Origin of the sequence: Georhizobium sp. MAB10 (assembly GCF_045012825.1) — a bacterium.
Lineage (GTDB): Bacteria > Pseudomonadota > Alphaproteobacteria > Rhizobiales > Rhizobiaceae > Georhizobium > Georhizobium profundi.
The window spans coordinates 916,005-941,315 of sequence record NZ_CP118314.1; the positions used below are offsets into that span (position 1 = coordinate 916,005).

At 62.9% G+C, this 25,311-nt stretch carries 20 protein-coding genes; 6 read left to right on the forward strand and 14 right to left on the reverse strand.

Features of this window, described 5'->3' with window-relative positions; all coding sequences use genetic code 11:
- Nucleotides 1-42: 42 nt before the first annotated feature.
- From PU133_RS04210 to gpmI, 7 genes are all read right to left on the reverse strand, one after another.
- Nucleotides 43-1,842, reverse strand: coding sequence for an NAD(P)-binding domain-containing protein (locus PU133_RS04210; RefSeq protein ID WP_404863622.1), 1,800 nt, complete (start codon nucleotides 1,840-1,842; stop codon nucleotides 43-45).
- 65 nt (nucleotides 1,843-1,907) lie between these two features.
- Nucleotides 1,908-2,981, reverse strand: a complete 1,074-nt coding sequence (locus PU133_RS04215; RefSeq protein ID WP_404863623.1) for a 2,3-butanediol dehydrogenase — start codon at nucleotides 2,979-2,981, stop codon at nucleotides 1,908-1,910.
- Between the two features lie 18 nt (nucleotides 2,982-2,999).
- Nucleotides 3,000-3,788 (reverse strand): glucose 1-dehydrogenase, encoded by a 789-nt coding sequence (locus PU133_RS04220; protein ID WP_404863624.1) that lies wholly within the window; start codon nucleotides 3,786-3,788, stop codon nucleotides 3,000-3,002.
- Between the two features lie 163 nt (nucleotides 3,789-3,951).
- A complete protein-coding gene (locus PU133_RS04225; RefSeq protein WP_404863625.1) occupies nucleotides 3,952-5,838 on the reverse strand; it encodes a sigma-54-dependent Fis family transcriptional regulator in 1,887 nt (628 codons plus the stop codon).
- Between the two features lie 98 nt (nucleotides 5,839-5,936).
- Nucleotides 5,937-7,556, reverse strand: a complete 1,620-nt coding sequence (locus PU133_RS04230) for a GMC family oxidoreductase (RefSeq protein WP_404863626.1) — start codon at nucleotides 7,554-7,556, stop codon at nucleotides 5,937-5,939.
- Between the two features lie 29 nt (nucleotides 7,557-7,585).
- Nucleotides 7,586-8,803 carry an acyl-CoA dehydrogenase family protein gene (locus tag PU133_RS04235; RefSeq protein ID WP_404863627.1) on the reverse strand — a complete coding sequence of 406 codons (1,218 nt, stop codon included), beginning with the start codon at nucleotides 8,801-8,803 and terminating at the stop codon, nucleotides 7,586-7,588.
- A 110-nt stretch (nucleotides 8,804-8,913) separates the two neighbouring features.
- The gene (gpmI, locus tag PU133_RS04240) at nucleotides 8,914-10,440 is read right to left on the reverse strand and encodes a 2,3-bisphosphoglycerate-independent phosphoglycerate mutase (protein ID WP_404863628.1); all 1,527 of its coding nucleotides are present in this window, start codon (nucleotides 10,438-10,440) and stop codon (nucleotides 8,914-8,916) included.
- A 245-nt stretch (nucleotides 10,441-10,685) separates the two neighbouring features.
- On the opposite strand from gpmI, the gene PU133_RS04245 reads away from it, so the two are divergent.
- The 3 genes from PU133_RS04245 (at nucleotide 10,686) to PU133_RS04255 (ending at nucleotide 14,758) form a co-directional block, all read left to right on the forward strand.
- Nucleotides 10,686-11,522 (forward strand): universal stress protein, encoded by an 837-nt coding sequence (locus PU133_RS04245; protein WP_126008023.1) that lies wholly within the window; start codon nucleotides 10,686-10,688, stop codon nucleotides 11,520-11,522.
- Nucleotides 11,523-11,533: 11 nt separating this feature from the next.
- Nucleotides 11,534-13,834 carry a heavy metal translocating P-type ATPase gene (locus PU133_RS04250; protein WP_404863629.1) on the forward strand — a complete coding sequence of 767 codons (2,301 nt, stop codon included), beginning with the start codon at nucleotides 11,534-11,536 and terminating at the stop codon, nucleotides 13,832-13,834.
- Between the two features lie 87 nt (nucleotides 13,835-13,921).
- Nucleotides 13,922-14,758: a universal stress protein gene (locus PU133_RS04255; RefSeq protein ID WP_404863630.1), complete on the forward strand. Its 837-nt coding sequence runs from the start codon at nucleotides 13,922-13,924 to the stop codon at nucleotides 14,756-14,758.
- Between the two features lie 32 nt (nucleotides 14,759-14,790).
- Here PU133_RS04255 and PU133_RS04260 read toward each other — a convergent pair whose 3' ends face one another.
- The 6 genes from PU133_RS04260 to PU133_RS04285 form a co-directional block, all read right to left on the reverse strand.
- Nucleotides 14,791-15,411 carry a Crp/Fnr family transcriptional regulator gene (locus tag PU133_RS04260; protein ID WP_404863631.1) on the reverse strand — a complete coding sequence of 207 codons (621 nt, stop codon included), beginning with the start codon at nucleotides 15,409-15,411 and terminating at the stop codon, nucleotides 14,791-14,793.
- A gap of 139 nt (nucleotides 15,412-15,550) precedes the next feature.
- Nucleotides 15,551-16,774, reverse strand: coding sequence for a glycoside hydrolase family 18 protein (locus PU133_RS04265; protein WP_404863632.1), 1,224 nt, complete (start codon nucleotides 16,772-16,774; stop codon nucleotides 15,551-15,553).
- A gap of 2 nt (nucleotides 16,775-16,776) precedes the next feature.
- A complete protein-coding gene (locus PU133_RS04270) occupies nucleotides 16,777-18,066 on the reverse strand; it encodes a polysaccharide biosynthesis/export family protein (protein ID WP_404863633.1) in 1,290 nt (429 codons plus the stop codon).
- Nucleotides 18,067-18,175: 109 nt separating this feature from the next.
- Nucleotides 18,176-21,586 carry a polysaccharide deacetylase family protein gene (locus PU133_RS04275; RefSeq protein WP_404863634.1) on the reverse strand — a complete coding sequence of 1,137 codons (3,411 nt, stop codon included), beginning with the start codon at nucleotides 21,584-21,586 and terminating at the stop codon, nucleotides 18,176-18,178.
- Between the two features lie 227 nt (nucleotides 21,587-21,813).
- Nucleotides 21,814-22,482 carry a response regulator transcription factor gene (locus PU133_RS04280; protein WP_404863635.1) on the reverse strand — a complete coding sequence of 223 codons (669 nt, stop codon included), beginning with the start codon at nucleotides 22,480-22,482 and terminating at the stop codon, nucleotides 21,814-21,816.
- 324 nt (nucleotides 22,483-22,806) lie between these two features.
- Nucleotides 22,807-23,307 carry a sigma-70 family RNA polymerase sigma factor gene (locus tag PU133_RS04285; protein WP_404863636.1) on the reverse strand — a complete coding sequence of 167 codons (501 nt, stop codon included), beginning with the start codon at nucleotides 23,305-23,307 and terminating at the stop codon, nucleotides 22,807-22,809.
- A gap of 350 nt (nucleotides 23,308-23,657) precedes the next feature.
- Between PU133_RS04285 and PU133_RS04290 the strand changes: the two genes are divergently transcribed.
- Complete coding sequence (locus tag PU133_RS04290) at nucleotides 23,658-23,978, forward strand: BON domain-containing protein (RefSeq protein WP_404863637.1); 321 nt, start codon at nucleotides 23,658-23,660, stop codon at nucleotides 23,976-23,978.
- Nucleotides 23,979-24,008: 30 nt separating this feature from the next.
- Here PU133_RS04290 and PU133_RS04295 read toward each other — a convergent pair whose 3' ends face one another.
- Complete coding sequence (locus tag PU133_RS04295) at nucleotides 24,009-24,212, reverse strand: hypothetical protein (RefSeq protein WP_126008045.1); 204 nt, start codon at nucleotides 24,210-24,212, stop codon at nucleotides 24,009-24,011.
- Nucleotides 24,213-24,404: 192 nt separating this feature from the next.
- Here PU133_RS04295 and PU133_RS04300 point away from each other — a divergent pair, with 192 nt between their 5' ends.
- Both PU133_RS04300 and PU133_RS04305 read left to right on the forward strand, forming a co-directional pair.
- On the forward strand, nucleotides 24,405-24,689 hold the full coding sequence (locus PU133_RS04300; protein ID WP_404863638.1) for a hypothetical protein: 285 nt from the start codon (nucleotides 24,405-24,407) through the stop codon (nucleotides 24,687-24,689).
- 19 nt (nucleotides 24,690-24,708) lie between these two features.
- Nucleotides 24,709-25,296 (forward strand): DNA-3-methyladenine glycosylase, encoded by a 588-nt coding sequence (locus tag PU133_RS04305; RefSeq protein WP_404863639.1) that lies wholly within the window; start codon nucleotides 24,709-24,711, stop codon nucleotides 25,294-25,296.
- Nucleotides 25,297-25,311 lie beyond the last annotated feature (15 nt).

Genomic DNA, 25,311 nt, shown 5'->3' on the forward strand with positions numbered 1-25,311 from the left:
AACCGGGGCCAGTGGCCCCCGTTGTCGTTCAAGGCTCTCGGCTCAACCCTTGTGGTGGCTTTCCTGCAGTCCGTAGACCGGGGTGGGAATGCCTTCCATCCGCGCCTTCAGCTGCAGCGACAGGAACTGCGAATAGTGGCGCGACTGGTGGAGATTTCCGCCGTGGAACCAGAGCGCTTCCTGTTGCGTCGGCTTCCACATGTTGCGCTGCTCGCCTTCCCACGGGCCCGGATCCTTTGGCGTTCCCGAACCGAGGCCCCAGCACTTGCCAACCTTGTCGGCCGTCTCCTGGTCGATGAGATCGGCGACCCAGCCATTCATGGATCCGTAGCCGGTGGCGTAGACGATCACGTCGGCCGGTATCTCCTGCCCGTTGTCGAGCTTCACGCCGTTCTCGGTGATTTCTTCCACCTGGCCAGCGACGAGCTTGATCTTGCCGTCGATGATCAGCTGCGAGGCGCCGATGTCGATGTAGTAGCCCGAGCCGCGGCGCAGATACTTCATGAAGAGACCTGAATCGTCGGCGCCGAAATCGAGCCGGAAGCCGGCCTTCTCCAGATCCTCGTAGAACTTCGCATCGACCTCGCGGATCTTGTCGTAAACCGGCTTCTGGAATTCGTGCATGATGGCATAGGGCAGAGAGGCGAAGATGAGATCGGCCTTCGCCGTCGTCATGCCGCCTTGAACCGCGCGCTCGGAATAAAGATCGCCAAGGCCGATTTCCATCAGGCTGTCGGATTTCACGATATGGGTCGTGGAGCGCTGGATCATCGTGACATCGACGCCGGCTTCGTAGAGCGCAGCGCAGATGTCGTGCGCCGAGTTGTTGGAGCCGATGACGGCCACCTTCTTGCCCTTGTAGCCGTCGGGTCCCGGGTGCTGGGAGGAATGGTGCTGCTCGCCCTTGAAGCGATCCCGGCCCTTGAAGTTCGGGATGTTGGCCTTGCCCGACATGCCGGTGGCAAAGACCAGTTGCTTCGGCTTAAGCGTGATCTCCTTGCCATCGCGCTCGACGACGACCGTCCATTCCTTGGTCGTTTCATCGTACTTCGCCGATTTGGCCGTGGTGCTGGTCCAGTAATTCAGCTCCATGACCTTTGTGTACATTTCCAGCCAGTCGCCGATCTTGTCTTTTGGCGAGAAGACCGGCCAGTTCTTCGGGAAGTCGAGATAGGGCAGGTGGTCGTACCAGACCGGATCGTGCAGGCAGAGCGACTTGTAGCGCTTGCGCCACGAGTCACCGGCACGTTCGTTCTTCTCGATGATGATCGTGGGAACGCCCAATTGGCGCAGCCGGGCACCGAGCGCAATACCGCCCTGGCCGCCGCCGATGATGACGACATAGGGCTGCTTCTCGTAGCCGAGCGTGCGCAGTTCTTCCTCGCGCTCCTCGATCCAGTTCTTGGTGCCAACATCCTGACCGTGCTTGGCGCCGAGTGGACGGGTGAAACCGGATTTCTCCTCGTGGCCCTTGAGTTCGACCATCGTCGTCAAGAGCGTCCATATCTGGCCGTTCTTCACTCGGATCAGACCGTAGCCGCGGGCGACGTCCGTTTCGAAGGAAATCCAGCTTTCCATCAGGCCGTCACTGTCGGTGGCGTCCTCGCCCTCGGCAATCTGCCAGTTCCTGGGCTTCACCTCGGCGAGGCGTGCCTTAAGCATGTCGTTGACCTGGTCGTGGCCTTCCATCGTTTTGATGTTCCAGGTGAAGGCGACGAGGTCGCGCCAGTAGCACTGGTCGGCGAACATGCCGACCGCCTCGTCGATCTGGCCGGCCTCGAGCGCCTTGCCGAACTTGTCCAGAAAAGCCTGCATGCGCGTGCTGGGTGTCTTGTCGAGCATTTCTCTCTCCCTCTGCTCTCAAGTGTATCGGACGGCTCCTCCGCCGCCCGGATGGATCGATCGTCCTAGCGTGACAGGTCGATCATGATCTTCAGGTGCCGGCCGGCCGGGTCGAGCAGTTGATCGAATCCTTCCGCAACGGCCTCCGATAGGCTGATGAATTTGGTGACGATCTTCTTGGCCGGTATCTGACCGCTGGCAATCAGGCGGGCGACGCGCGGCCAATAATGCGTCGGGTATGCCCAGGAGCCTCGAATATCGATGTCCTTGAAGGTGACATCGAACCAGTTGAGCGGGTTCTCGCCGGGATGCAGGCCCGTCTGAACGACCACACCCTGTTTGCGGACTGCATCTGCGCAGGCCTTCAGAGCGTGTTCGTTGCCCACGCACTCGATCGCGACATCGCAGCCGACGCCGCCTTCGGTATGGGCGCGAACGACATCGCCGACCGACTGTCCTTTCGGGTTGATCGTGATGAGGTCCGGGATGGTCTGGCGGGCCATGTCCAGCCGTGTGTCGTTGACGTCGGAAACGACGAGCTGGGTGGCACCGGCGGCCCGTGCAGCCATCAGGGTCAGCATGCCGATGGGTCCTGCGCCCGTGACGAGCACGCTTGCCCCGGCGGTGACGCCGGCACGGTCGCAGGCATAGACCGCCACTGCGGTCGGCTCGATCAGGGCTGCCTCCTCATCCGACAGATCGTCCGGGATGGGCTGGACATTGTAGTCGTACAGCAGTGCGGCCTCGGCCATTCCGCCCGAATTCCAGGAAAGGCCGGCCAAAGCGAGCTGGCTGCTCAGGTGAAACAGCCCACGCTCGGCATAATAATCGCCGACGCGGGGCATGATCAGCGGCTGGACCGACACCCGGTCGCCCGGTTTCACATGGCGCACATCGGACCCGACGGCCTTCACGACGCCGCCGAACTCGTGCCCGAGCACCTGCGGGCCACTCGCCTTGGTGAAGGGGTGCGGCTCCTTCGGAATGAAGATCGGGCCGTAGGCATATTCATGCAGATCGGTCCCGCAAATGCCGCAGAACCTGTTCTCGATGATCACCTGATCAGGGGCCGGATCGGACGGCAATGGAACGTCCTCGATCCGAAGATCCTTCGCGGCGTGGAAACGCAGTGCTTGCATGGTTCTTCTCCCGGACGCTCAGACCAGCACCATGCCGCCGTCCACGACAAGCGACTGGCCGGTCATGTAATCGGAGGCAGAGGATGAAAGGAAACGGCTGACGCCGACCAGATCGTCGGAATGAGACGGCCGGCCCAGCAGAATGCCGGAGGAGAAGTTCTCGAAGGCCTCGTTGTCCCTGCTGGTCAGGCCTTCATCCTTGAAGCCCTTGTCGATCAGTTTCCACATGTCGGTGGCGACCACGCCGGGACAGATCGCGTTGACGCAGATGCCGTCGCCACCAAATGCGCGGGCGGCCGCCTGCGTCAAGGCGACAACAGCAAACTTGCTTGCGCAGTAATGGGCGAGGGGTTCGTAGCCCTGCTTGCCGGCAATGGAGGCGGTGTTGACGATCTTGCCGCCGCCGCCCTGGCTCTTCATCTGGCGAACGGCTTCCTGCATGCCGATCAGCACACCGAGGCCGTTGACGTCCATGACCTTGTGCCAATCGTCTTCGGTGATATCGAGAAACGGCTTCACCTGCGCGATGCCGGCATTGTTGAACATGACGTCGAGCCGGCCGTACTGTTCGACCGTCGCGGCAATCATCGCGCGCACGCTCTCTCGGCTTGTCACATCAACCTCAAGTGCAACGGCCTTGCCACCTGCGCCATTGATGCTGTCCGCGACCTTGCCGGCTAGATCGTGCTGAATATCCGCCACGACCACGCGAGCGCCGGCATCCGCCAGACCACGCACCATGGCCTCGCCGATGCCACGGCCGGATCCGGTGACGATGATGGAACGGTCTTTCAGGCTGTCCTGCATGTCTTTCCTCCTCACTTGCTCCCGAAGAGGTGTGAGCAAACACCATGCCAAGAGGCATATACCGCTCGATTGCCCGCGAAACGGTGCCTTCGCTGCCTTCAGCGACGCGCAGGCGTGAGCCGATGCAACAGGGAAGCTGCAACAGGTGTTGCAGCTGTTGCACTCAGCGGTTCAGACGACGGTGGATCGTGGATCGGTTGACGCCGAGCTTGCGGGCGAGCGCGGAAATGTTGTTGTCGCATGCCTGCAGCGCGGCGCGCAGTGCGTCGGCGTCGGATGTCTCTGCTGAATGTGGCGGTCGATCCGGCTGCAAGTGGTCGGGAAGGCAGTCCGGCCCGATCGCTCCGCCATCGGAGAGGGCGGCAGCGACCTTCAGCGTGTTGGTGAGTTCGCGCAGATTTCCTGGCCAATCGTGGCGGCGAAGGGCGTCAAGGGCCGCCGGCTGGAGACGGTAGGTCTCGGCATTATCGCGGCCGATGCGCATCAGAATCTGGTCGACGAGGGCCGCGAAATCCTGGCGCTCCTTCAAGGGTGGCAGCCGCAGCGTCGCCGCGTTGATGCGGTAGAAGAGGTCGGCGCGGAAGCGGCCCGCATCGATCAACGACTGCAGCGGCTGGTGGGAAGCGGACACGAGCTTGAAGCGCACCGGGCGTGGCTTGAGGGCGCCGACTGGCACCACTTCGCCCTCCGAAAGCACGCGCAGGAACCGGCTCTGCAGCGCAAGCGGCATGTCGCCGATCTCGTCGAGGAAGAGCGTCCCGCCATTCGCGGCTTCGACCAGGCCGGTCTTGCCTTTCGGGGCAGCGCCGGTGAATGCGCCCGGCGCATAGCCGAAGAGCTCGGATTCGATCAGGTGTTCGGGGATGGCCGCGCAGTTTACCGCAACGAACGGGCCGCCATCGCTGCGGCTGTCATGGAGTGCACGTGCGAGATATTCCTTGCCGGTGCCGGTCTCGCCCTGGATCAGGATGGCGATGTCTCGACCGGCAAGCTTGGCGGCCTTTGCCTGCACCGCTTCCATGGTGGGATCGCCCAACGAGAGGTCGCGCAACGCGCGCGGTACCGGTTCTTGTGCTTTCGAGAGTATCCCGCCCGCTTGGCGCGAGGTGACGACGGGCGCAAGCGAGCTTGCGAAGAACACAGCACCGTCATGGGCGCGCAGCATGCGCTCGCCACCCGTCTTGCCGCGCATGAAGCGGGGCAGATCATCGATCTCCATCTCGAAGAAGCTGTCGATCTTTTCGCCGATCAGGTCGCTCGCCGAAAAGCCGGTGAGCTTCATGGTGCGCGCGAGTGCGTTGAAACCGCCATGGGTCAGTCCCGTCACGCGGCCAGCGCCGTCAAGCGCGATGGCCGCATCGGGATCGACATCGAGGAAATCCGGCGAGCGGGAGAGGCGCAAAACCCAGTCGTTGCGCGTGCGGGCCATGAGGTTGGCGAACTCGATGCGCCGGGCCGTGGCCGCAACGAGATGCAGCGCAAGCTGCTGGCTCGCTTTTGCCGTGGGTGAGCGCAGTTGCGAGATATCGAGCACGGCCGTCAGGTCGCCCAGCGTGTCGAAGATCGGCGCTGCGGTGCAGGTGAGGCCGATGTGGCTCGTGTCGAAATGATCGTCCTGATGGATGATCACCGGTTCGCCGGAGACGATGCAGGCCCCAACCGCGCAGGTGCCGGCCCGGCTTTCCGACCATTCCGAGCCCAGATAAAGGCCGGCCTTGCGCAGCTGGTTGTCGAAGGTCGGGTCGCCCATGAAATCGACGGTGACGCCGCGCGCATCGGACAGGAGAAGCACGTAATGCTGCTCCGCGATCTGGTTGAACAATGTTTCGAGTCCCGAGCGGCCGATGCGGATCAGTTCTTCCGCCTGCTCGCGGTGTTCCTTCAGCGTCGTTTCGGGAACGATGTAGGCTTCCTGGGCGCTTGCGGGATCGAGCTGGTAATCGTGGACGCACCGCAGCCATGACTGGACGACCGGCGTATCGCGGCCGCTCGCCTGGCCGCCAAGAGCCACGCGCTCAATCTCCTTGATGTGCGACAGCGTCGACACCATGGCCTATCCTCCCGGCCGGGATGCTGGCACAGCGCGGTGCACGCGACAAGCACACTAACGGATAGTTGATGCAGTGAGACTACTGCTCACTGCGCGCGTCAGCGGCGATCCTCGAGGATCATGGCGGCGCCCTTTTCGGCGATCATGATCGTCGGCGAGTTGGTGTTGCCGGAGGTGATCGTCGGCATGATGGAGGCGTCGATGACGCGTAGGCGATCGATCCCGCGCACCCGCAGGCGCTCATCGACAACGGCTTGCGGATCGTCCGCAAGGCCCATGCGGGCGGTGCCGACGGGGTGGAAGATCGTCGTGCCGAGGTTGCCCGCTGCCACGAGCATGTCTTCCTCGGATTCGATATGCGCACCCGGCTTGTGCTCTTCGGGCCTATAGGGCGCCATGGCCGGTTGGCCGACGATGCGGCGCGCCCATTTGAGCGAATCCACCGCGACGCGGCGATCTTCCTCGGTCGAGAGGTAGTTGGGGCGGATGTCGGGCGTATCCGATGCTTCCGGTCCGGAGATATGGATGGAGCCCCTGCTCGAAGGACGCAGATTGCACACACTTGCTGTGAACGCGTCGAAGGCATGCAGGCCCTCGCCCCAAACATCCAGCGACAGCGGTTGGAAATGGAATTCGAGATTGGCCGTCTCGTATTCGGGGGTCGAGCGCACGAAAGCCCCCATTTGCGACGGCGCCATGGTGAGCGGCCCGCGGCGGCGCAGCGCGTAGTCCACGCCCATCAGCGCACGGCGGAAGAGCCGTGCATAATCGCCGTTCAAGGTGCGGATGCCGGTGACCTTGTAGACCGGGCGGATCTGCAGATGGTCCTGCAGATTGGCGCCGACGCCCGGCAGATCCGCAACCGGCTCGATCCCGTGCGCGCTGAGCACCGCGCCCGATCCGATGCCCGATCGTTCCAGGATGCCGGGAGAAGCGACGGCACCGGCGGAGAGAATGATTTCGCCGGTCGCGCGGGCGATCACCCGGCGTCCGTTTTGGATATAGGAGATCGTCGCCGCACGGCCGTTCTCGATGCCGACCTTCTCCACCAGTGCGCCGGTTTCGACGATCAGGTTCTGCCGCTTGAGCGCAGGGCGCAGAAAGCCGCGGGAAGCACTCCAGCGGCGGCCGCGCTTCTGGTTCACCTGGAAATAGGACGAGCCGGAATTGTCGCCGGAATTGAAGTCGTCAATCTTGGCGATGCCCGCCTGTTCTGCGGCGTCGCGCAGGCGGTCGAGGATCGGCCAGCTGATGCGGGGCTTTTCCACGCGCCATTCGCCGCCCTGCGCGTGATAGCGGTTCGGCGGCGCCTCGTGGTCTTCATGCTTCATGAAATAGGGCAGCACGTCGTCCCAGCCCCAGCCGGTGAGGCCCATCTGGCGCCAGCCATCGTAGTCGCGCGCCTGGCCGCGCATGTAGATCATGGCATTGATGGCCGACGAGCCGCCGAGCACCTTGCCGCGCGGATAGGCGAGGCTGCGTCCGTTCAACCCTGGCTCGGCCGCTGTCTTGAACAGCCAGTCCGCGCGGGGATTGCCGATGGCGAAGAGGTAGCCGACGGGGATGTGAAACCAGATCCAGTTGTCGCGGCCGCCGCCCTCAAGCAACAGCACGCGGTTGCGCGGATCGGCCGAAAGCCTGTTCGCAAGCACGCAGCCGGCCGAGCCCGCGCCGGCGATGATGTAATCGAACTGGCCGTCGTACCGCGCTTCCTCCACGCCGCCCTCCTCCTTGTGTTCGCCTTGGCTTACGAATTTTGCAACTGTTCGTCCGGCCACTGCCAGAAGGTCCGCTCCTCTTTCTCCAGGAAGCGGCTCAGCACCATCTTGTGGACCTCGTCGGCACCATCGACCAGCCGCGCCTGGCGGGCGTAGCGGTAGATCCATTCCAGAACCGTGTCCTTGGAATAGCCACGCGCGCCGTTGATCTGGATTGCGGCGTCGGCGGCATCATGCAGGAGATTGGCGACGTGCACCTTCGCCATGGAAACCTCCTTGCGGGCGTAGCTCCCCTGATCGAGTTCCCAAGCGGCTTTCATCACGAGAAGCCTGCCGATTTCAATGCGCATGGCGAGGTCGCCCAGCATCATCTGCACGCTTTCGCGCTTTGCCAGAAGCTCGCCGAAGGCGTGGCGTTCGGAGGCGTAGGCGCGGGCGATCTCCACGCAGCGCTTCGAAAGGCCGAGCCAGCGCATGCAATGGGTCAGCCGTGCGGGTCCAAGCCGGATCTGCGTGACCTTCAAACCGTCCCCTTCGCCCATGATAACGTCTTCGACCGGCACTTCCAGGCCGTCGAAGACCAGTTCGCAGTGGCCGCCATGTTCTTCCGGCCCCATGATGTCGATGCGGCGCTCGATCCGCCAGCCCGGTTGATCCTTGTGGAACATGAACGCCGTCAGGCCACGGCGCGGGTCGTCGGAGGTGCGCGCCATCAGGATGAAGTGGCTCGCCTCGGCAGCGCCCGTGATGTACCATTTGCGGCCGGAAATGACGTAGCGATCGCCCTTCTTCTCCGCTTTGGTCAGCATCATCGATGGGTCGGACCCGCTGCCGGGCGCGGGCTCGGTCATTGCGAAGGCAGAGCGAACCGCGCCGCTGACGATCGGATCGAGCCAGCGCTTCTTCTGCTCAGGCGTCGCGACGGCTTCGAGAACCATCATGTTGCCGTCGTCGGGGGCCGCCGAATTGAAGATGACAGGCCCGAAGATCGACCGGTTCATCTCCTCGTAGCAGACCGCCATGCCGACCTTGCCGAGGCCGCGGCCGCCGGTCTCCTGCTTCAGCTGCAGGCACCAGAGGCCTTCGGTGCGGGCTTTCGCGCGAAGTTCATCGGCAAGATCGATGCGGATGTTCTCGTGCGCGTCATAGGAAGCCCGGTCGGCCTCGAGTGGCAGGATGTGGGTTTCGACGAAGCGGGCGATGCGATCCCGGTAATCGGCGATCTCGCGCGGCAAATGAAAGTCCATGCATGCTCCTCCAGTCGGACGGATGCTCCCACACCCGGCTTCGACGCTCTGGATAGCGACCTATGGCGCTGGCTCCAACCCCGGCTTTCGGCGAGGACGCACGCGTTCGCTCAATCTTGCCGCGTGATCAGCGACTGGCCCGTCATGGCGGCGGGCTGGGGAATGCCCGCCATGGCGAGGAGCGTGGGTGCGACGTCGGCGAGAATGCCGTCTCGGATGCTGCATTTGCCGGGCATGCGCACGATCACCGGCACCGGGTTCAGCGTGTGCGCCGTGTGCGGCTGACCGGTGACGGCGTCGATCATCTCTTCGCAATTGCCGTGATCGGCGATGACCAAAAGCTGGCCACCAACCCGGTCGAGCGCCGCGCAGACACGGCCGATCGCGTGGTCGACTGTCTCGACGGCCTTGATGGCGGCGTCGATGATGCCGGTGTGGCCGACCATGTCGGGGTTGGCATAATTGATGACGATGACATCGAAGCGATTGCTGTCGATCGCGCTCACCAGCCGGTCGGTCAATTCATGTGCCGACATTTCAGGCTGCTTGTCATAGGTCGCGACCGCCGGCGATGCGACGAGGATCCGGTCTTCGCCTTCGAACGGCGTCTCAAGACCACCGTTCAGGAAATAAGTGACATGCGGGTACTTCTCGGTCTCTGCCATGTGCAGCTGCTGCAGACCCGCCTTGGAGACCGTTTCGGCCAGGCCGTCTTCCAGCGTCTGCGGCGCAAAAAGCGGGTGAACCAGCGGATCGAGTTCGCTGCCATAGGACACCATGCCGATGGTCGACGAGAACGCGATGGGACGCTTGCGCTCGAAGCCATCGAAATCCGGGTCGGTCAGTGCGCTGAGGATCTGGCGCGCGCGATCGGCGCGGAAGTTGAAGAAGATCAGCCCGTCGCCGTCGCGCATCCCGGCATAGTCGCCGATTACGGTCGGCAGGATAAACTCATCCGTCAGGCCTCGAGCCGTTGCCGCTTCGATGGCGTCGCTGGCAGATACCGCGTGTTCGCCTTCGGCTTCGACCATGGCGCCATAGGCCTTCCCGACGCGCTCCCAACGGCGGTCGCGGTCCATGGCGTAGTATCGGCCGCTGACGGTCACGACCCGGGCGCCGGCCGGAAGTTCAGCCTCGAATGTCGCGAGAAATTCGCGTGCCGAAGCCGGTGCCGTGTCGCGGCCATCGGTGAAGGCGTGGATGAGAACCTCGAGGCCCGCCTCGGTAAGGATACGGGCGAGCGCCACGGCATGGTGCATATGCGCATGGACGCCGCCATCGGAAACGAGGCCGGCGAGGTGGCATCGCCCGCCGGCTGCCTCAATCTTCTCAAGAATGCCGCTCGCCACGACGGCCCGCTTAAGCTCTCCATCAGCGATCGCGGTGTCGATGCGGGGCAGGGTCTGCATCACGATGCGGCCGGCGCCGATATTGAGGTGGCCGACCTCGGAATTGCCCATCTGGCCTTCGGGGAGACCGACGGCCGGACCGAACGTCGTCAGCGTCGCATGGGGGCACGTGGCGCGCAGCTTGTCGAAATTCGGTGTGCTGGCCAGCGCGACAGCGTTGCCGGTGGTCTCGGCGCGCTCGCCCCAGCCATCGAGGATCATGAGAAGTGTGGGCTTTGCGCGCTGCATGATCGGCATCCTCTGGTCCAGGTCTTTCATCTGCTTCATACGCGATGAGACCGTATGAAGCGCTGATGCCGCCCCGCGGAGCAGATGTCAAACACTAGCGCATGCGCGCCCGCAAGCTTGATAAAGAGCAAGCCGGCCGGTCGCCTGGCGGCGCAAAGGCCAAATCTTGATCGTGATCAAGAGGCGCTGTCCGGCGCAATGCTAGCGTGCAGCTGAAACTGCATGTCAGCCAGCAGGCGACTTTCATGAAATCCCGCGTCCTCCTGTGCTTCATCGAAGAAAATGGCCCTTCGGCGCTTCTGGAGAACGCGATCGCCATGGGGCAGGACGACGGTCTTCATGTGCGCTGCGTCGTGGTCGCAGCTGCACCCTTGATGCCGATCGGGACGCGTCGTGCGGAGACGTGGCAGCACTGGAAAGAAGCCCAGAAGCAGGTCAAGGCGGCGCTCGAACATCGGGTGGCCAGCGTTTCGGCGCAGTTGCAGCGTCATGACGTGGAGGGCGAGGTGCTGCATCTCATTATCGAGGGCAACACGATCGCCGATGTGGCGGGCCTCTACGCGCGCTACGCAGACATCACCATCGCGGCAGCGCCGACGAAGGCGTCAAGCAGGTTTCACCGCGAGATTGTGGAAGGGCTGATCTTCCGCAGCGGGCGGCCCTTTCTGCTGGTGCCGGAAACGTCGTCGGCGACATTGAAACCAAGACGCGTTCTCATCGGCTGGAATGGCTCGATCCCGGCTGCACGGGCGCTGACGGCATCGCTCGACATGCTGGCGAGTGCCGAGGCTGTGACTGTCTGCATGATCGATCCCGTTGCGCGCGAATGGGCGAATGGCGAAGAACCGGGCTTCGACATTGCCGTCTATCTCGCGCATCATGACATTCGCGCAGATGTCGAGATTGTCGATTCCCGGGGCCAGGATGCCGGCCTCGTCCTGCTCGACAAAGCCCGCGAAAAAGGTGCCGACCTGCTGGTCATGGGTGCGTATGGCCATTCGCGGCTGGTGGAATGGATCATCGGAGGCAGCACGCGGGAGGTGCTGGCGGCGGCACATCTGCCGGTCCTGTTTGCCCATTGAACGGCTATTCGGTGCGTTCGCGATCGCCGCAGTTCATCGACAAGCTCATCTCACCGAAAGTGCATCGCGTCGTCGCGGCGCTGGCCGTGTTGTCGCTTGGAGCAGGCTTCGGACTTTGGGTCGTCGACGCACAGACCGTTGCGCATCAAGTCTGGATGGCTGGCACAGTCCCGGCGATCGCGCTGCTCGGCCTCGTCATCCTTTGCTCGATCCTCGAAGGGCGTGTGGGTGTCGACGGGGTGGCGCTGATCGCCATGGGGGCAGCCCTCGTTCTCGGTGAGCCGTTGGCGGGCCTGATCGTCGCGATCATGTATACGGGCGGTACGCTTCTGGAAGCCTATGCGACGGGCCGGGCCGAGCGGGATCTCAAGCGCCTGGAGGATCGGGCGCCACGGGTTGCGCATCGGGTCGTGGATGGACAGGTCGAGACAGTGCCGGTCGGCTCTGTCGCAGTCGGCGATCTCCTGAGGGTGCGCGCGGGAGAGATCGTACCGGTCGATGGTATCGTGGAGGGCGAAGCCCTGGTCGACGAGGCGGCGGTGACGGGCGAGCCCTATGCGGTTGCCAAGACGTCAGGGCAGGCCGTCAGAAGCGGCACGGTCAATGCCGGGGAAGCTTTCGGGTTTCGCGCGACGGCCATTTCAGAAGAAAGCACCTACGCCGGCATTGTGCGGATGGTGCGCGCGGCCGGTGAAGCCCGGGCGCCGTTCATTCGAATGGCGGACCGATATGCCGTGCTTTTCCTGCCTTTCACGCTGATCGTGGCGGGTGGCGCCTGGGCGATCTCGTCGGATCCCGTCCGCGCATTGGCGGTTCTCGTCGTCGCCACGCCATGCCCGCTGATCATCGCCGCGCCCGTCGCCTTCGTCGCCGGCATATCGCGGGCCGCGCGGCGCGGCATTCTCATCAAGGGTGGCGCGGTGGTGGAAGCGCTGGCGGACGTGCAGTCTGCAATCTTCGACAAGACCGGAACGCTGACGCTCGGCGGCGCGCGGATCGTGGCGATCGAAACGGCGCCGGGGGTTGATCCTGACGCCGTTCTGCAGCTGGCTGCATCGCTCGAACAGGCGTCGCGTCACAGTCTGGCAAAGACGATCGTGGAGACGGCCCGCATGCGCGGATTGCCGTTGGTCCATCCCGATCAGGTAAAGGAAAGCCGCGGATCCGGTCTCGATGGTGTGGTCGGCGATGTTGCCGTCAAGGCAGGCAGCCTCTCCATGGTGCATGCCGAAGAAGACCTTCCGCAATGGGCCGAAGTCGCACTGCGCCGTGCCCGGTGGCGGTCCGCGCTCACGGTCTTTGTGGCCGTCGATGGCAAGCTGAGTGGCTGTTTGCTGCTGGCAGATGAATTGCGCACCGAAGCGCCTGGAGCGCTTTCGAGCCTCCGGGCGCTTGGCATTCGTCCGCTGACCATGTTGACCGGCGACGATCCGGATACGGCGGCGATGCTGGCCTCGGGTCTGCCGCTCGATGCCGTCCAGGCACATTGCACGCCCGCCGACAAGATCGAGGCGGTTCGCCAGCGGCAGGCGACAGGCTCGGTTGCCATGATCGGCGATGGGATCAACGACGCTCCGGCGCTTGCGGCGGCCAATGTCGGCATCGCCATGGGTGCGCGCGGCGCAAATGCCTCGACCGAGGCCGCCGACGTGGTGCTTCTGGTGGAAAACCTGAATCGCGCGCCTGAGGCCATTGCGATCGCGCGGCGCACCCGGCAGATCGCTTCGCAAAGCGTCATCGGCGGGCTCGGTCTTTCCGTCATCGCGATGGGCTTTGCCGCACTCGGCCATCTGCCGCCCGTGGCCGGTGCGCTGATCCAGGAAGCGATCGACGTCGTCGTCATTGCGAACGCGCTTCGGGCGCTGTCTGGAGCACCCGGACGGCTCCTGCGCATGGAAAGCGACGATGTGAGCGCGGTCGCCCACGCGCATGCATCGATCAGCCAGGCACTCGCCACATTGCAGGCGCTGGCCGATCGGCTTGAGACCGCAAGTGGCAGCGATGCTGCAGCGCTGATCGGAGAAGCAAGCGCGGTCGTCGACCGCGTCATCCTCGTTCATGAGCGTGAAGACGATCGCGTTCGATATCCGGCACTCTTGTCGTCGCCGCATCACGCTGCCCTGCTGACCTCGCTCGGTTACGCGCATAGCGAGATCATGCGCATCGCAGGTCTGTTGTCGATGATGACCCGCGACCTGGGTGAGCGCGCGCCCGATCCGTCGCTGGCTCGCGACGCGCAGCGAGCGATCGAGCGCCTGGTCGTCCTCGTTCAACTGCACAACCGACAGGAAGATGCCATCGCCGGCGATTGAAAGTTGCCGGAAGTTGATCTTGCGCAAGGTGCCCCAGGTCCGGCCGGTCTATGCACGATACGCGGCTGTGACCAAGGAGATGCGACCATGACCTTCAAGACAGTGCTGAACATCGTCGGCCACGAGCAGGGCGACGGCGACATAAAGCTTGCGATGGACCTGTGCGAGAGCGCCGACGCCCATCTCAGCCTGCTGGTGATGGGCATCGGCGCGCCGCCTCCGATCGGGGACTACGCTTCGGTGATCTCTGACGCGTGGCTCGAGGAACGCCAGGCGGATATGGAGCGGCTTGGCGAACGCGCGGAGGAAATCGAGGCTCTCGTGGCGGTGCGCGGCGTTTCTGCCGATCTCAGCTCGGAATATGTGGAAACGGCGGCCGCCGACGACGTGGTGGGGCTTCGCGCACGCTACTGCGACGTTGCGGTCATGGGGCCAGACCTTCTGGCAACCCACCACCTCAAATATCGTGTTGCGAACGGCGTGCTCTTTCACGCGCAGCGGCCCCTGCTCCTGATGCCGGCGGGCGTGCCCGTGACGCTTTCCCCGAAGCGCATCGTCATCGGCTGGAATTCGACGCTCGAATCCGCACGTGCCGTGCGCGAGGCCTTGGACATGATCGATGGCGCCGATGACGTTCGGGTGGTGCTGGTCGATCCTAAAACCTCCGATCGAGCGAATGGGCCGGAGCCTGGGGCAGATATCGCCGCCTATCTGGCGCGTCATGGCGCGAAGGTCACCGTCGAGCGGTTGCCAAGCGGTGGCGAGATGGCGGGCGCCATCCTGATGCAACACGCCCGGGACGTCTCTGCCGACATGCTGGTTCTCGGCGCATACGGGCACTCGCGTTTACGCCAACGCATGTTTGGCGGCGTCACAAGCATGATGCTCGACGCGCCTGAACTGCCGACCTTTCTGGCGCGCTAGGGAGCCTCTGCGGCTCGTCGGTAAAATCCCGTCTAATCAAAATCGGGACCGAGACCAGCGCGGCGCTTCAGCTGATCAGGTTCCAGAATGATGACGTTGTGCGGCCCGGCGGCGTCGATGACGCGGTCGGACCGCAAGCGTTTCAATCCCCGGCACACTGTTTCGACCGTCAGGCCGAGATGATCCGCGATGTCGACGCGTGACATGTCGAGCCGCACCCTGCTGCCGCGGCTGATCGGGCCGTTAAGCCTGCCTGCCAGCCTGACCAGGAAATAGCTGATGCCTTCATCTGCATCCTTGTGGAGATGCATTAGGGTCTCGGCCTGGATGTCCCAGGGTTCCCGATCGAGCGCAGCCTTCACCGCTTCGGCCTGGTCGGCTGGCAGATGCGAAAGCTCCACGCGGTGCACCCGGCGCAACCGGCATTCCTGAAGGGCCTCGGCGGTCAGGAGCCGCATGCCGTCATGGGAGAGGCTGAACACGCCGTTGCTGACGACGAAGCTTGCGATCATGCGCTTGCCGTTCGGCTGGATGTGGGAGAGCGCGATCAGCCCGCTTTCGAGAAGGTGGATGTCACTGCCGGGATCGCCCTCCACGAACAGTGCTCGACCCGCTGAGAGTGTCTCCGAACGATGCGCGGAAAATGCGCTCAAGAGAGGGCTCGCCGGGACCTGCTGCAACCGGGGCGGCGGGCTCATGTCGTGATCGAGCCCAGCCGGATTTGGCGGTCCAGGCGTCCTTTTTATGTCTCTGAGATGGATTTGCACGGGTCTGTCCTCGCGTCCTGTGAAATCAATGTGTCTTGCTGAGCGTTCCTCCAACCGCATCGAGCAGCGTGCCGTCATCCGACCCAAGTTCCCACAGGATCACACCAGCATGACCCTGACGGCGGGCGAACTCGGTCTTCGCGGCGACGGAGCGGGCGTTGTCGTAGGAAATCCAAACGCCCTCGACGGCGTTGTAGAGGTAAGGCACCTCTGCCTGCTCGTTCCAGAACACCTGGAAGCCCTGTTGGAGCGGTCGAGCGGTGACAAGGTCTCTGTAGGCAATGCCGTCGCCGCTCCAGATGTCGGTGCCTGCAGGATCGCCGGGCCGGAGCAGGCCATCGCCTGACCCCGAAACCTGCGAGAATGCGCGCCCATAGAACGGAATTCCAACCGCAAGCTTGGAGGCGGCAACCCCGGCTGCCTGCCAGGCTGCCATGCTGGCCGCGATGTTCGCGTCGGACTTTGGATCGCCGGGGATCGGCGCAAGCGGCGCGTTGAAATTGGTGACCGTCGCGCCAGCGTGATAGTCGTAGGTCATGACGTTGATGCGGTCGACGTGGTCCGCGAGATCCTGCGGATAGGTCGATGCGATCATGCCGGGGGAGGCCGCAACGGCGACGGTGAGTTCCAGCGCATCGCCATCGCTGAATCCATCCAGCGCTTCTCGAATGTCAGCGAGCAGCAGGGACAGGTTTTCGCGATCGGCCGGCGTTCCTTCCTCGAGACCCCCGGCGACGGGGTACTCCCAGTCGATGTCGACACCATCGAAGAGGCCGGGATAGGGACGGAAGAACACGTCGAGGATCGATTGTGCAAAGCGCGCCCTGCCGTCTGCCGTGGAGGCCAGGCTGCTGAAGGGCGCCGATCCGGTCCAGCCTCCAAACGCCACGAGGATCTTCAGGTGCGGATGCGCCTGTTTCAAAGCGTGGAGGCGCTGAAAGGTGCCTGCGACCGGAATGCCGATCGTTGATGCGTCGATCGGTTGCGGCTCGCCGTCGCAAGCATCGATCTCCGAGCAGGGATCGGCCAGTGCCGCCTCTCCATCCTCGTCGATCGCGCCAAACGCGTAGATGATGTGCGTCAGCTTGTCGGCAGCGACGTCATCGAACAGTTCGGGTCGATCGGCAGCGCTCCACCATGACAGATAGCCGGCCACGGTGAAGTCCTCCGCGCGTGCCGTGACAGCCGAAGCCGCAGCGAGCAGCATGCTTGCTGCCATAATGCTGATGAGATGCCGCCGCCGCGCCATCGTCACAGTCCTGCCGTCTGGCGCTCGTCCTTGGCGCTGATGATGTTGAGCATGTCGCCCGGATGCATTTCGGTGAAGCTGTGCGCCGGCAGGTGCTCCAGGCCCTCCGGCGTTCGCCGTACGATCTCCATGCGCATGTGGCCGCCGCCCTCTTCAAAGGCGGCGGTATCGAGCGTCGCCACGCGCGCGAGCACCTGAGCGAGGCTTGACCGCGTCGCCTCCTCTTGGGCAACGGTTGCGCGCAAGGTCTGCAGTTCGCGCTCGACCGCGATCTGTTGTGCGATCTCGTCGTCACGCTCCTGGAGCTGGACTTCGGTGATGTTGCGCTCGAGCCGCGTCATCGCTGCGCGCAGTTCGTTCCAGGCCGCGCGAGCATTGGACAGTTCGCTCCGTGCCACATGCACATTCTGGTCGGTTGTCGCTCCACGTCGCCGCAATTCGTTCAGCACATCGACCCGCTGGATCTTTTCCATCATGGTCTCTTCGGCATCCGCGATGCTCTGCTCGATGAGCGCACGTTCGGCGGAGAGTGACGTCAGCATGGTGGCGCGTGCCGCACGGCGGGCCTCGACGCCGTTTCGCTCCAGATCCCGCAATGCGGAAGCTTCCGCCCGCAGATCTTCCGCGGCGCGGGGACCGGCGACATTGCGCAACTGTTCGACGAGCCGAGAACTGCTGCGGTGTGTTTCGTCGGTCAGTACGGATGCGCGGGCCAGGACACCCTTGAGCCGGGATTCGGCCTGGCGCACGCGTTCCCGTTCGCGCATCAGATCGAGCTGGCGCCACTGGTCGCCATCTATGCGGTCGCTCGCTCCGGCAAGAGCAAGCGCGTGCAGCACCGTCATGCCAGGAACGTAGGGAAAATGCCCCGGCTGCGGGATCGCGCCCGCCACATAGACCGGCTCGCGCGCGGTCAGCTGGATTGCGACCGCGACCTCGCCGTTGAAGAGTTCCTTGAACTGCTTCTTCAGCATGTCTTCAAGTTGCGGGCTCGTCAGCATCGCGGTCTGAACGGGTCCGATCAACGGCAGGAAGATGAAGCCATCCTGCTGGATGATGTACTCGCCGGTGAGCTCCGAACGTTCAACGAGGGCAGAGAGAACGCCGGCGTCGACGCCGGCCATATCCTCGCCGAAGCGCTCGAAAAAGGTGATGCGCAGCGTGTCGCCGATCGCGAAAGCCGTGCGGGCCTGTACGGTCGATGGCGGAAGCGCGGCTTGCTCGATTGCGGAGTGCAGCACCAGGTCTTCCGCCGAGATGGCAGGCGCTGGCGCAAGGGCCAGGTATGTCATGGCAGCCCCGGCGAGCAGCCGTGTGAGCGACAGAGGCCTTTGAAAAAAGCGATTTGATTTTGGAGAATGCATAGGTCTCATTCCTTGTATCGCGGTGGCCGTGAAGCATTCAGGTCAAGGGCTGCATGACGCGACCGGTGCGCACCAACTTGCCCCAGCCGACGAAGGTGCCTTTGAGGGCTGCAAGCAGCGCCCGAATAGCGGTGACGTAGAGAAGCTGGCGGTAGGTGATGCGCTGCAGCAGCACCAGAAACACCGTATCGAGCGTGACGCGCCCGCCGCCGAGACGGACCCCTATGGAGGCTGCGATCAGGTCGAGCGTCTGGAATCCGATCCAGAAGGCAGCAAGCAATTGAAGCGTCGGCGCGTCGATCGGTTCCGCCGACAGCGTCAGTGATACGGCTGTAGCGACGAGCAGCAGGAGAAGCGCTGCATCCATGATCGGCGCCATCAGCGTGAACAGGAATTGCAGGATGATGTTGGGCAGTGTGACAAGCGATATGCCGCTTGGCCGCGCCGCCATGGCGCCCTTGTGCTTCCAGGCGATCTGCAGCGTTCCGAAGAGCCAGCGAAACCGCTGCTTGAGGAACGGGCGCAGGGTCTCCGGCGCTTCGGTTAGGGCCACGGCATCGAGGGCATTGACGATTTTCCAGCCCTTGCGCTGGAGAGCGACGGTCAGGTCGCCATCCTCGGCGAGCGTGTCGGTGGAGTAGCCACCCACCTCCACGATTGCCGTGCGGCGCCAGGCCCCGATGGCGCCGGGCACCACGCCGATTGCACCGAAATATTCGAAGGCGGAGCGTTCCAGTCCCTGGCCGATGAGATATTCGAGTGCCTGGAAACGCGTGAGAAGATTGATCGTGTTGCCGACCACGACCTTGCCCGCGACCGCGCCGATCCGCCCATCGGTGAATGGACGGATCAGCTTCTCCACAGCGTCAGGCAGAAGCACGGTGTCCCCATCGATGGCGACAAGCACGTCTTCGCGGGACATGGCGATGCCGTAGTTGAGGGCCGCCGCCTTGCCCCCATTCTCCTTGCGGAAGACACGCACGCGGGAATTGCCGGCGAAGGTCTCCCGCACGACGTCGCTTGTGCGGTCGCTGGAGCCATCGTCGATCACGGTGATGGTCAGGCGCTCGCCAAGCGTCGATGCCAGCAATCCTGCGACCGTCTTGGCAATGACCTTTTCCTCGTTGAAGGCGGGAACGAGCACCGCGACGCTGCCGGCGAAGGGCGGCCGCATGATCTGGCATTGCCTGCGCCGGCGCTGGAGGAATGCGGCCGCAATGATGAAGGCGAGACGGGCCGTTCCGATGACTGCAGCCGTGATGGCAATCAATGCAAGGCCACCGCCGAACCGGGCACCCACTGCCATCGCGGTTGCGCGGATACGGCTGCCGGCACGATTGGCGAAGGTCTCAGGTACATAGGGCTGGATCAGCGCTTCTTGCGCAACGCCGACGAGCTCGTGGGTGGACACGAATCTGTAGCCCTCGGCCGTCAGCGTATCGATGATCTTGGGCAGCGCTTCGATGGTTCCGCGTCGATCGCCGCCGGAATCGTGCAGCAGCACGACCTGGCCGCTGCCGTCTCTGACGTCGTCGATCACGCGCTGTGCAAGTTGATCGCCGGTCCAGACGAAGTAGTCGAACGCATCGATGTCGAGGCCGCCGAAGAGATATCCGAGCCGTGTTGCCTCACTGTAGAGAGCCGGAACGCCTTCCAGGTAATCGTAACCCGTCATCGCATAAGGCGGGCGGAAAAGCACCGATCGAACGCCGAGTTCGGATTCGAACGCACGCTGCGTCGCGGTCAACTCGGCGGCGATGCGCTCGGCGCTGCTTTGGAAGAGATTGGGGTGCAGGAAGGAGTGGTTGCCGACATCGTGGCCCTCGACTAGTGCGCGCCGCGCGATCGCGGGATCATTCATCACCTTGCTGCCGATCATGTAGAAGGTGGCGCGGGCGCCGCGTTCCTTCAGGATGTCCAGAATCTGCGGCGTGAACACCGCATCGGGTCCATCATCGAACGTCAGGGCGATCGCTTTGGGATCTGCAGGGAACCAGGCCGCGAATTCCGTCTGGCGCGGGATATCGGGCATGGTTTCACCAACGATCAGGCCGAGGCTTTCGTTGAAGGTGAGACTGCGGGTGCCGGTCGTTCCCGGCGCTGCCGAGAGAAGCACGCCCTTGGCCTGCTCGAATGCGCCATAGCCCGCGTCCGTCGGGGCCAACGCGGCGCGCGTTTCGGCGTTTGGAATCAGGCCTTTGGCAAGGAAGCGCCACACGCCTGGATCTTCCATGCCGAGCCGCCAGATCGCGATTCCGGCGGGGGCGCTGGCAAGAGCGACGCTTGCCTGATTGAAGACGGTAGCGGCATCCAGCATCCAGACGGAGCGCGCTGTCCCAAGGGCATCCGTATAATCAAACGTCGCGTTCAGCGAAGCCGGATCCATGCGTAGCGCCGCGCCGCTGGCCGCCATGCGATCCCACGCCATTTGTACCGACACCAGTTCGCTGGTGCCGTGGGCCTTCCAGTCGTAGGCGAAGGAGCCGATCGACATGATCAACTTCTCGCGCGGCAGCACGCGCGTTACCTTCGCCAAGTAATCTTCGAACCATCCCTGGCTTGCCGTGGGGCCGGACCGATGGCGCTGACCCGTGTTGTCGTGCGCCTGGACCAAGACATAGTCGGTCGCCGACGAGACGCTGGCGATTTCGGCCATCGATGCGCCCGTCGGGGCAATGAAGATAACCTTTCGGCCGGTGGGCTGCAGCGCTTGCCGCAGCGTGGCGATGAATAAGCGCGTGTCGCGATGGCCGGCCGGCAGGGCTTCGGAAAAGTCGAGCGCGATACCGGCAGCGCCGAGCGTGTCCAGTTGGGCACCGATGCGCTCGACCAAGTCCTGACGTGTGCGCGCAGAGGCGAGGTAGCGGAGCATGTCGCTGGTTGAGGCTTCTGCTTTCAGCAGCGGATAGAGCGCGAGATGCGGCGCGTTCTGCTTGATCCACGGCAGTGTCGGAATCTCCGTCAAAGAGCTGACGATCTCCGGCCGGCCGCCAGCCGTTCGCAGGCCCAGCCATTCCGGGATGATGCCGTCGAGCCGGTCGGCATTGCGCATCAACGAGACGAAAGCGCCGGTATCCTCTTCTGCCAGAAACGCGAGGCGAAGCGCCTGGCGTCCGGCTTCGCCGACCCGGCGGTTCCGGGTCGCAGCCAGCGCGGGCTCGTTTTTGTCATGCACCAGTCTGCCGGTCTCGCGGGCCTTCAGCTCTGGATGAAATCCAACCAGTTCGCGGAGCGTTGGAGCATTAACGATGCCGTAGGCGACCACGGCAAGGCCGGTGCACAGGGTGAAGACCAAAGCAAGCATGACGGCGTTGGCGAAGAGCGCCCGGCGACCGGAGCCGTCGAAAAATATATGGCCGGCTCTATGGGTAGTTTCGGCAGGTCCGACGGATGGTACCGTCGCTGCGGGCACGACATTGCGCTCTTCGCTTTGGCCGTTATCTGCCATGTTCCCAGCCTCGTAGGCATGCGCCAGCAATCGACCGAGCTGTTGCGCGGTCAGCTTTTACGATCAGCAAAGCGATGTTGTGTTCACCTATTGGATTGGATTTACGTGTCCAATCCGCCGTTAATTTGCAATATATATTACATACGTAATTTAAGAATTTGTATTTACGTGATATTAATAATGATAACATCGAAAAATATTGACGTAATCGGCGTTTTTACTAGGTATCAATACGTATGCGACGCGCTGCGCTGTTGACGGTGCCGCGTCGGATCGATAGCGAAATCACCCTCGACGATCATGGCAAGACGCACGAGTTCGGCCACGTTGCGCGCATTCATCTTGGCCATCACGTTGGCACGATGAACCTCGACCGTGCGGGGGCTGATCCGCAGTTCATGGGCGATCGACTTGTTGGGAAGCCCATCGACCACACCACGCAAAACGTTGACTTCACGCGGCGTGAGTCGCGAGAGGCGCGCTCGGACGTCGGCGATCTCATCAAGCTCCTCGGTGTCATTGATCGCATTGCTTGCAATCGCTGCGCGCACCGCATCGACAAGTGTGTTCGGTTCGAACGGCATCTGCAGGAAATCAGCGGCGCCGGCTTTCATGGCCGCGACGGCGGTTTGAACATCGCCTTGCTGAGCGACGAAGATTACCGGAAGCTGCGTGCCACCCGCTCGAAGTTCGTGCAGACACTGCGCCTCGGAAGGCGTTCCCGTGTCTCGTCCGACGACCAGACAGCCCGGTGTCAGACTTCTTGGAACAGCCAGGAACTGGCCGAGATTTCCATGAAACCGCACCGCATACCCAGCGAGAGCCAACATGAAGCTGAGTGAATGCCGCACCCCGTCATCGGGATGGATCACGTGTATGACGATTTCTTGGCCCATAAGCGTGCCTCGGAACGGGCGATGACGGCTTGAATTGGGGCTAAACGGGTAAGCCTGAAATCGCGTGTTTGCTAATGCAAATCACCTGCAGCTTGATAATGGTAGCACCGACTATTCGGTCTTTCTGCGGACGAAGGTCGGGTCCATTAGCCCGACTTTGCGATCAAACTTTAATTCGTTGGTCTCTGCACCTCTGTCGGCTGTGGAGGCGAATACAGTCGCCGAACGGTCAGCGAGAGGGTAAAATTGACGGAAACGTCGACGCTGTCGTTGATCTTGATCAGACAGGATGCGGGGCCATCGGAGACAGGAACTCGGGCATTCTCAGGAGGGCAGCAGCTGTTCACGATCTCCGGCGTTCACCATAGCCTGAGCGGATGCTTCGCCTGAAAGCTCGATGAGATGAAGCCGTGCGCGGTTGAGCCGGCTTTTGATGGTGCCGATGGCGCAGCCGCAGATTTGAGCGGCGTCGATATAGCTGATGCCCAGCATCGAAATGAGAATAAGCACTTCGCGCTGCTCGTAAGGCAGTTTGCGGATGGCCTGCGTGATTTCATGGCCGCGCATGGTCCATTCCTGTGTCGGGCTCATCACCGGCTTGGCGGACGCGCAGTCGGCCACTCCCGGGCTCTCGCGGGCATAAATACGTGCCTTCGTGTAGAAGGTATTCCGCATGATGGTGAAAAGCCAGGACTTCAGGCTCGTCCCGGGTGTGAACTGATGGATGTTCGCGATGCCTTTCAGGAGTGTTTCCTGCACGAGGTCATCGGCATCATTGGGGTTTGGGCAGAAGGTTCGCGCAAAAGCGCGCAGCGGCGCGATCATCGCGACGATCTGGCGGTCCGTGTCCTTTTCACGCGGCAAGCGAATGGGTGCACTCGTCGCCGCCCCGGTCGAAATAGTCGGAATCATGTTCATGTCCCTTCACTCCACGCTTGTGGCCTCCCCAGCATGGTCGCTCAACGGGTGGTTATTATCGTCGTTCCACAAGAATAACGCTGAGGGAGATCTTTCTTTTTACTGCGAATTAACATGTGTTATTGACCCAATTTGTCTGGCCGGCCAAGCACTGTCGCAGTCGATTAGGCTTTGCTGACGCACAGGGCGCTCTATTTTGAAGGCCGATGAACTTCATCCTGTGTCATGCGTTGGGTGCCATTGACGGAGTACAGTCCATGGCACGTAAGACATCTTCGAACCTTCGATCCGGCCCCCATCCCCATGGGGATACGCCGCGTGAGGAAGCGACCGAGCCGGCAGAGGCTCTTCCCCCCTATTCGGATGCGGAGCTGGAGCGCAGCCTCAGCACTCTGATCGGTGAGGATGCTGCGATGGACGGGTCGAACGTTTCCATCCATGTCGTTGACGGTGTGGCGCAATTGTCCGGGGAAGTGGCGACCGCGAGCGAAGTCGAGAGGGCGGGGGAAATCGCTGAGGGCTTGCCCGGCCTAACTGCCGTCCACAACGCGCTCATCGTGAGAAGCGGCTCGCACTGAAGGGTAGCCTCCAAGCGGACGGCTATCGGGTCAGTTGTGGCGGTTTCCGAATTCCAAGGCAATTCCGCCGATCGTCGCTTCGTCGATGATCATCTGCTCGATGATAAGCGCATCGAGCTGGAACCGGAGCGCCAGCGCAGCGACGAGATCGTTGACCTGAACGGGTGCATTGTCATTGCGGGCATCGTTCATGACTCGGGAAATTTCTGCGCCGATCCTGTCGTTGTCATTCATCAAAGCTCCCTCCGGTTGCGCCCAAGACCCTAGGTGCAAGCACATAGGACGGCACTAACATATGTTCCTTTCAGGCGCGCCGAGCTTAGGTTGCTCTCAAATCTGCGGATTTGGCAGCCATTAACCTTTGTTATTGCGACGCCTGGACGCAAACATGATGGTCCGGGTCCGTTCCAATGGAAGGACAGCGCCATGGACATCGCCCATGAATTGATCACGATCATCGACGATCCAGCCATTCCAGACAAAGATCGCATCATGAAGACACGGTCGCTGGTCGAGACGATGACCGATCGGCTGGACGACAGTGAGGCCGCCGGTCGGATGCGACGAACCTTCAACGATGCCTATCTCAATCTCCAGCTGGCCGTGATGGCTGACCATCCCAGCATGATCCAGCAGTGTCGCCAGCAGTGCCGATCAATCATCGCAGAGATCGATCTGGCCGCGCGGGCGGCTTCCGGCGAAGCGGCGTGAGGGGTCGCTTCGCGCTTTAATGCGAACCTCGAGCGACCAACTGCTAGTCCCTTCCCTCGTGCCGCCGTCGTTCTTCGATGGTGATACCGTTGCCCTTGCGCGGGCCCTCATCGGTGCCACGCTGATCGTGCGTGGGGTCGGTGGACTTGTCGTCGAGACCGAAGCCTATCGACACGATGATGCTGCGTCGCACAGTTTCAACGGTGAAACCGTGCGCAACCGTGCGATGTTCGGGCCACCGGGACACGCCTATGTCTACCGGTCATACGGCATCCATTGGTGCCTCAATGTGGTCTGCGCCAGGGGGCAGGCCGTGCTGTTTCGAGCAATCGAGCCGGGCCTTGGCGTGGACGCAATGCGAGTGCGGCGAGGACGCGACAAGCTTGAGGATTTGTGCGCCGGGCCAGGGCGGCTCGGGCAAGCCTTGGGCATCGATCGGGCCGATGATGGGCAACCGTTCGATGGATGTGATTTGCAGATTCACGTCCCGTCGATGATGTCCCAACCAATACTCGTGGGGCCGCGCATCGGCATCACCAAGAATGCGGACCTCCCTTGGCGCTTCGGCCTGTCGGGGTCACCCCATCTGAGCCGCCGCTTCGCCTAAGCAAGATGGAACATC

Coding starts and splice junctions, on each gene's coding strand:
- PU133_RS04280 (WP_404863635.1), bottom strand. CDS start 22,482: ATGGGCCAAGAAATCGTCATACACGTGATCCATCCCGATGACGGGGTG.
- PU133_RS04255 (WP_404863630.1), top strand. CDS start 13,922: ATGACCTTCAAGACAGTGCTGAACATCGTCGGCCACGAGCAGGGCGAC.
- PU133_RS04290 (WP_404863637.1), top strand. CDS start 23,658: ATGGCACGTAAGACATCTTCGAACCTTCGATCCGGCCCCCATCCCCAT.
- PU133_RS04245 (WP_126008023.1), top strand. CDS start 10,686: ATGAAATCCCGCGTCCTCCTGTGCTTCATCGAAGAAAATGGCCCTTCG.
- PU133_RS04220 (WP_404863624.1), bottom strand. CDS start 3,788: ATGCAGGACAGCCTGAAAGACCGTTCCATCATCGTCACCGGATCCGGC.
- PU133_RS04275 (WP_404863634.1), bottom strand. CDS start 21,586: ATGGCAGATAACGGCCAAAGCGAAGAGCGCAATGTCGTGCCCGCAGCG.
- PU133_RS04215 (WP_404863623.1), bottom strand. CDS start 2,981: ATGCAAGCACTGCGTTTCCACGCCGCGAAGGATCTTCGGATCGAGGAC.
- PU133_RS04210 (WP_404863622.1), bottom strand. CDS start 1,842: ATGCTCGACAAGACACCCAGCACGCGCATGCAGGCTTTTCTGGACAAG.
- PU133_RS04235 (WP_404863627.1), bottom strand. CDS start 8,803: ATGGACTTTCATTTGCCGCGCGAGATCGCCGATTACCGGGATCGCATC.
- PU133_RS04295 (WP_126008045.1), bottom strand. CDS start 24,212: ATGAATGACAACGACAGGATCGGCGCAGAAATTTCCCGAGTCATGAAC.
- PU133_RS04225 (WP_404863625.1), bottom strand. CDS start 5,838: ATGGTGTCGACGCTGTCGCACATCAAGGAGATTGAGCGCGTGGCTCTT.
- PU133_RS04270 (WP_404863633.1), bottom strand. CDS start 18,066: ATGACATACCTGGCCCTTGCGCCAGCGCCTGCCATCTCGGCGGAAGAC.
- PU133_RS04300 (WP_404863638.1), top strand. CDS start 24,405: ATGGACATCGCCCATGAATTGATCACGATCATCGACGATCCAGCCATT.
- gpmI (WP_404863628.1), bottom strand. CDS start 10,440: ATGCAGCGCGCAAAGCCCACACTTCTCATGATCCTCGATGGCTGGGGC.
- PU133_RS04285 (WP_404863636.1), bottom strand. CDS start 23,307: ATGATCGCGCCGCTGCGCGCTTTTGCGCGAACCTTCTGCCCAAACCCC.
- PU133_RS04265 (WP_404863632.1), bottom strand. CDS start 16,774: ATGGCGCGGCGGCGGCATCTCATCAGCATTATGGCAGCAAGCATGCTG.
- PU133_RS04305 (WP_404863639.1), top strand. CDS start 24,709: ATGCGAACCTCGAGCGACCAACTGCTAGTCCCTTCCCTCGTGCCGCCG.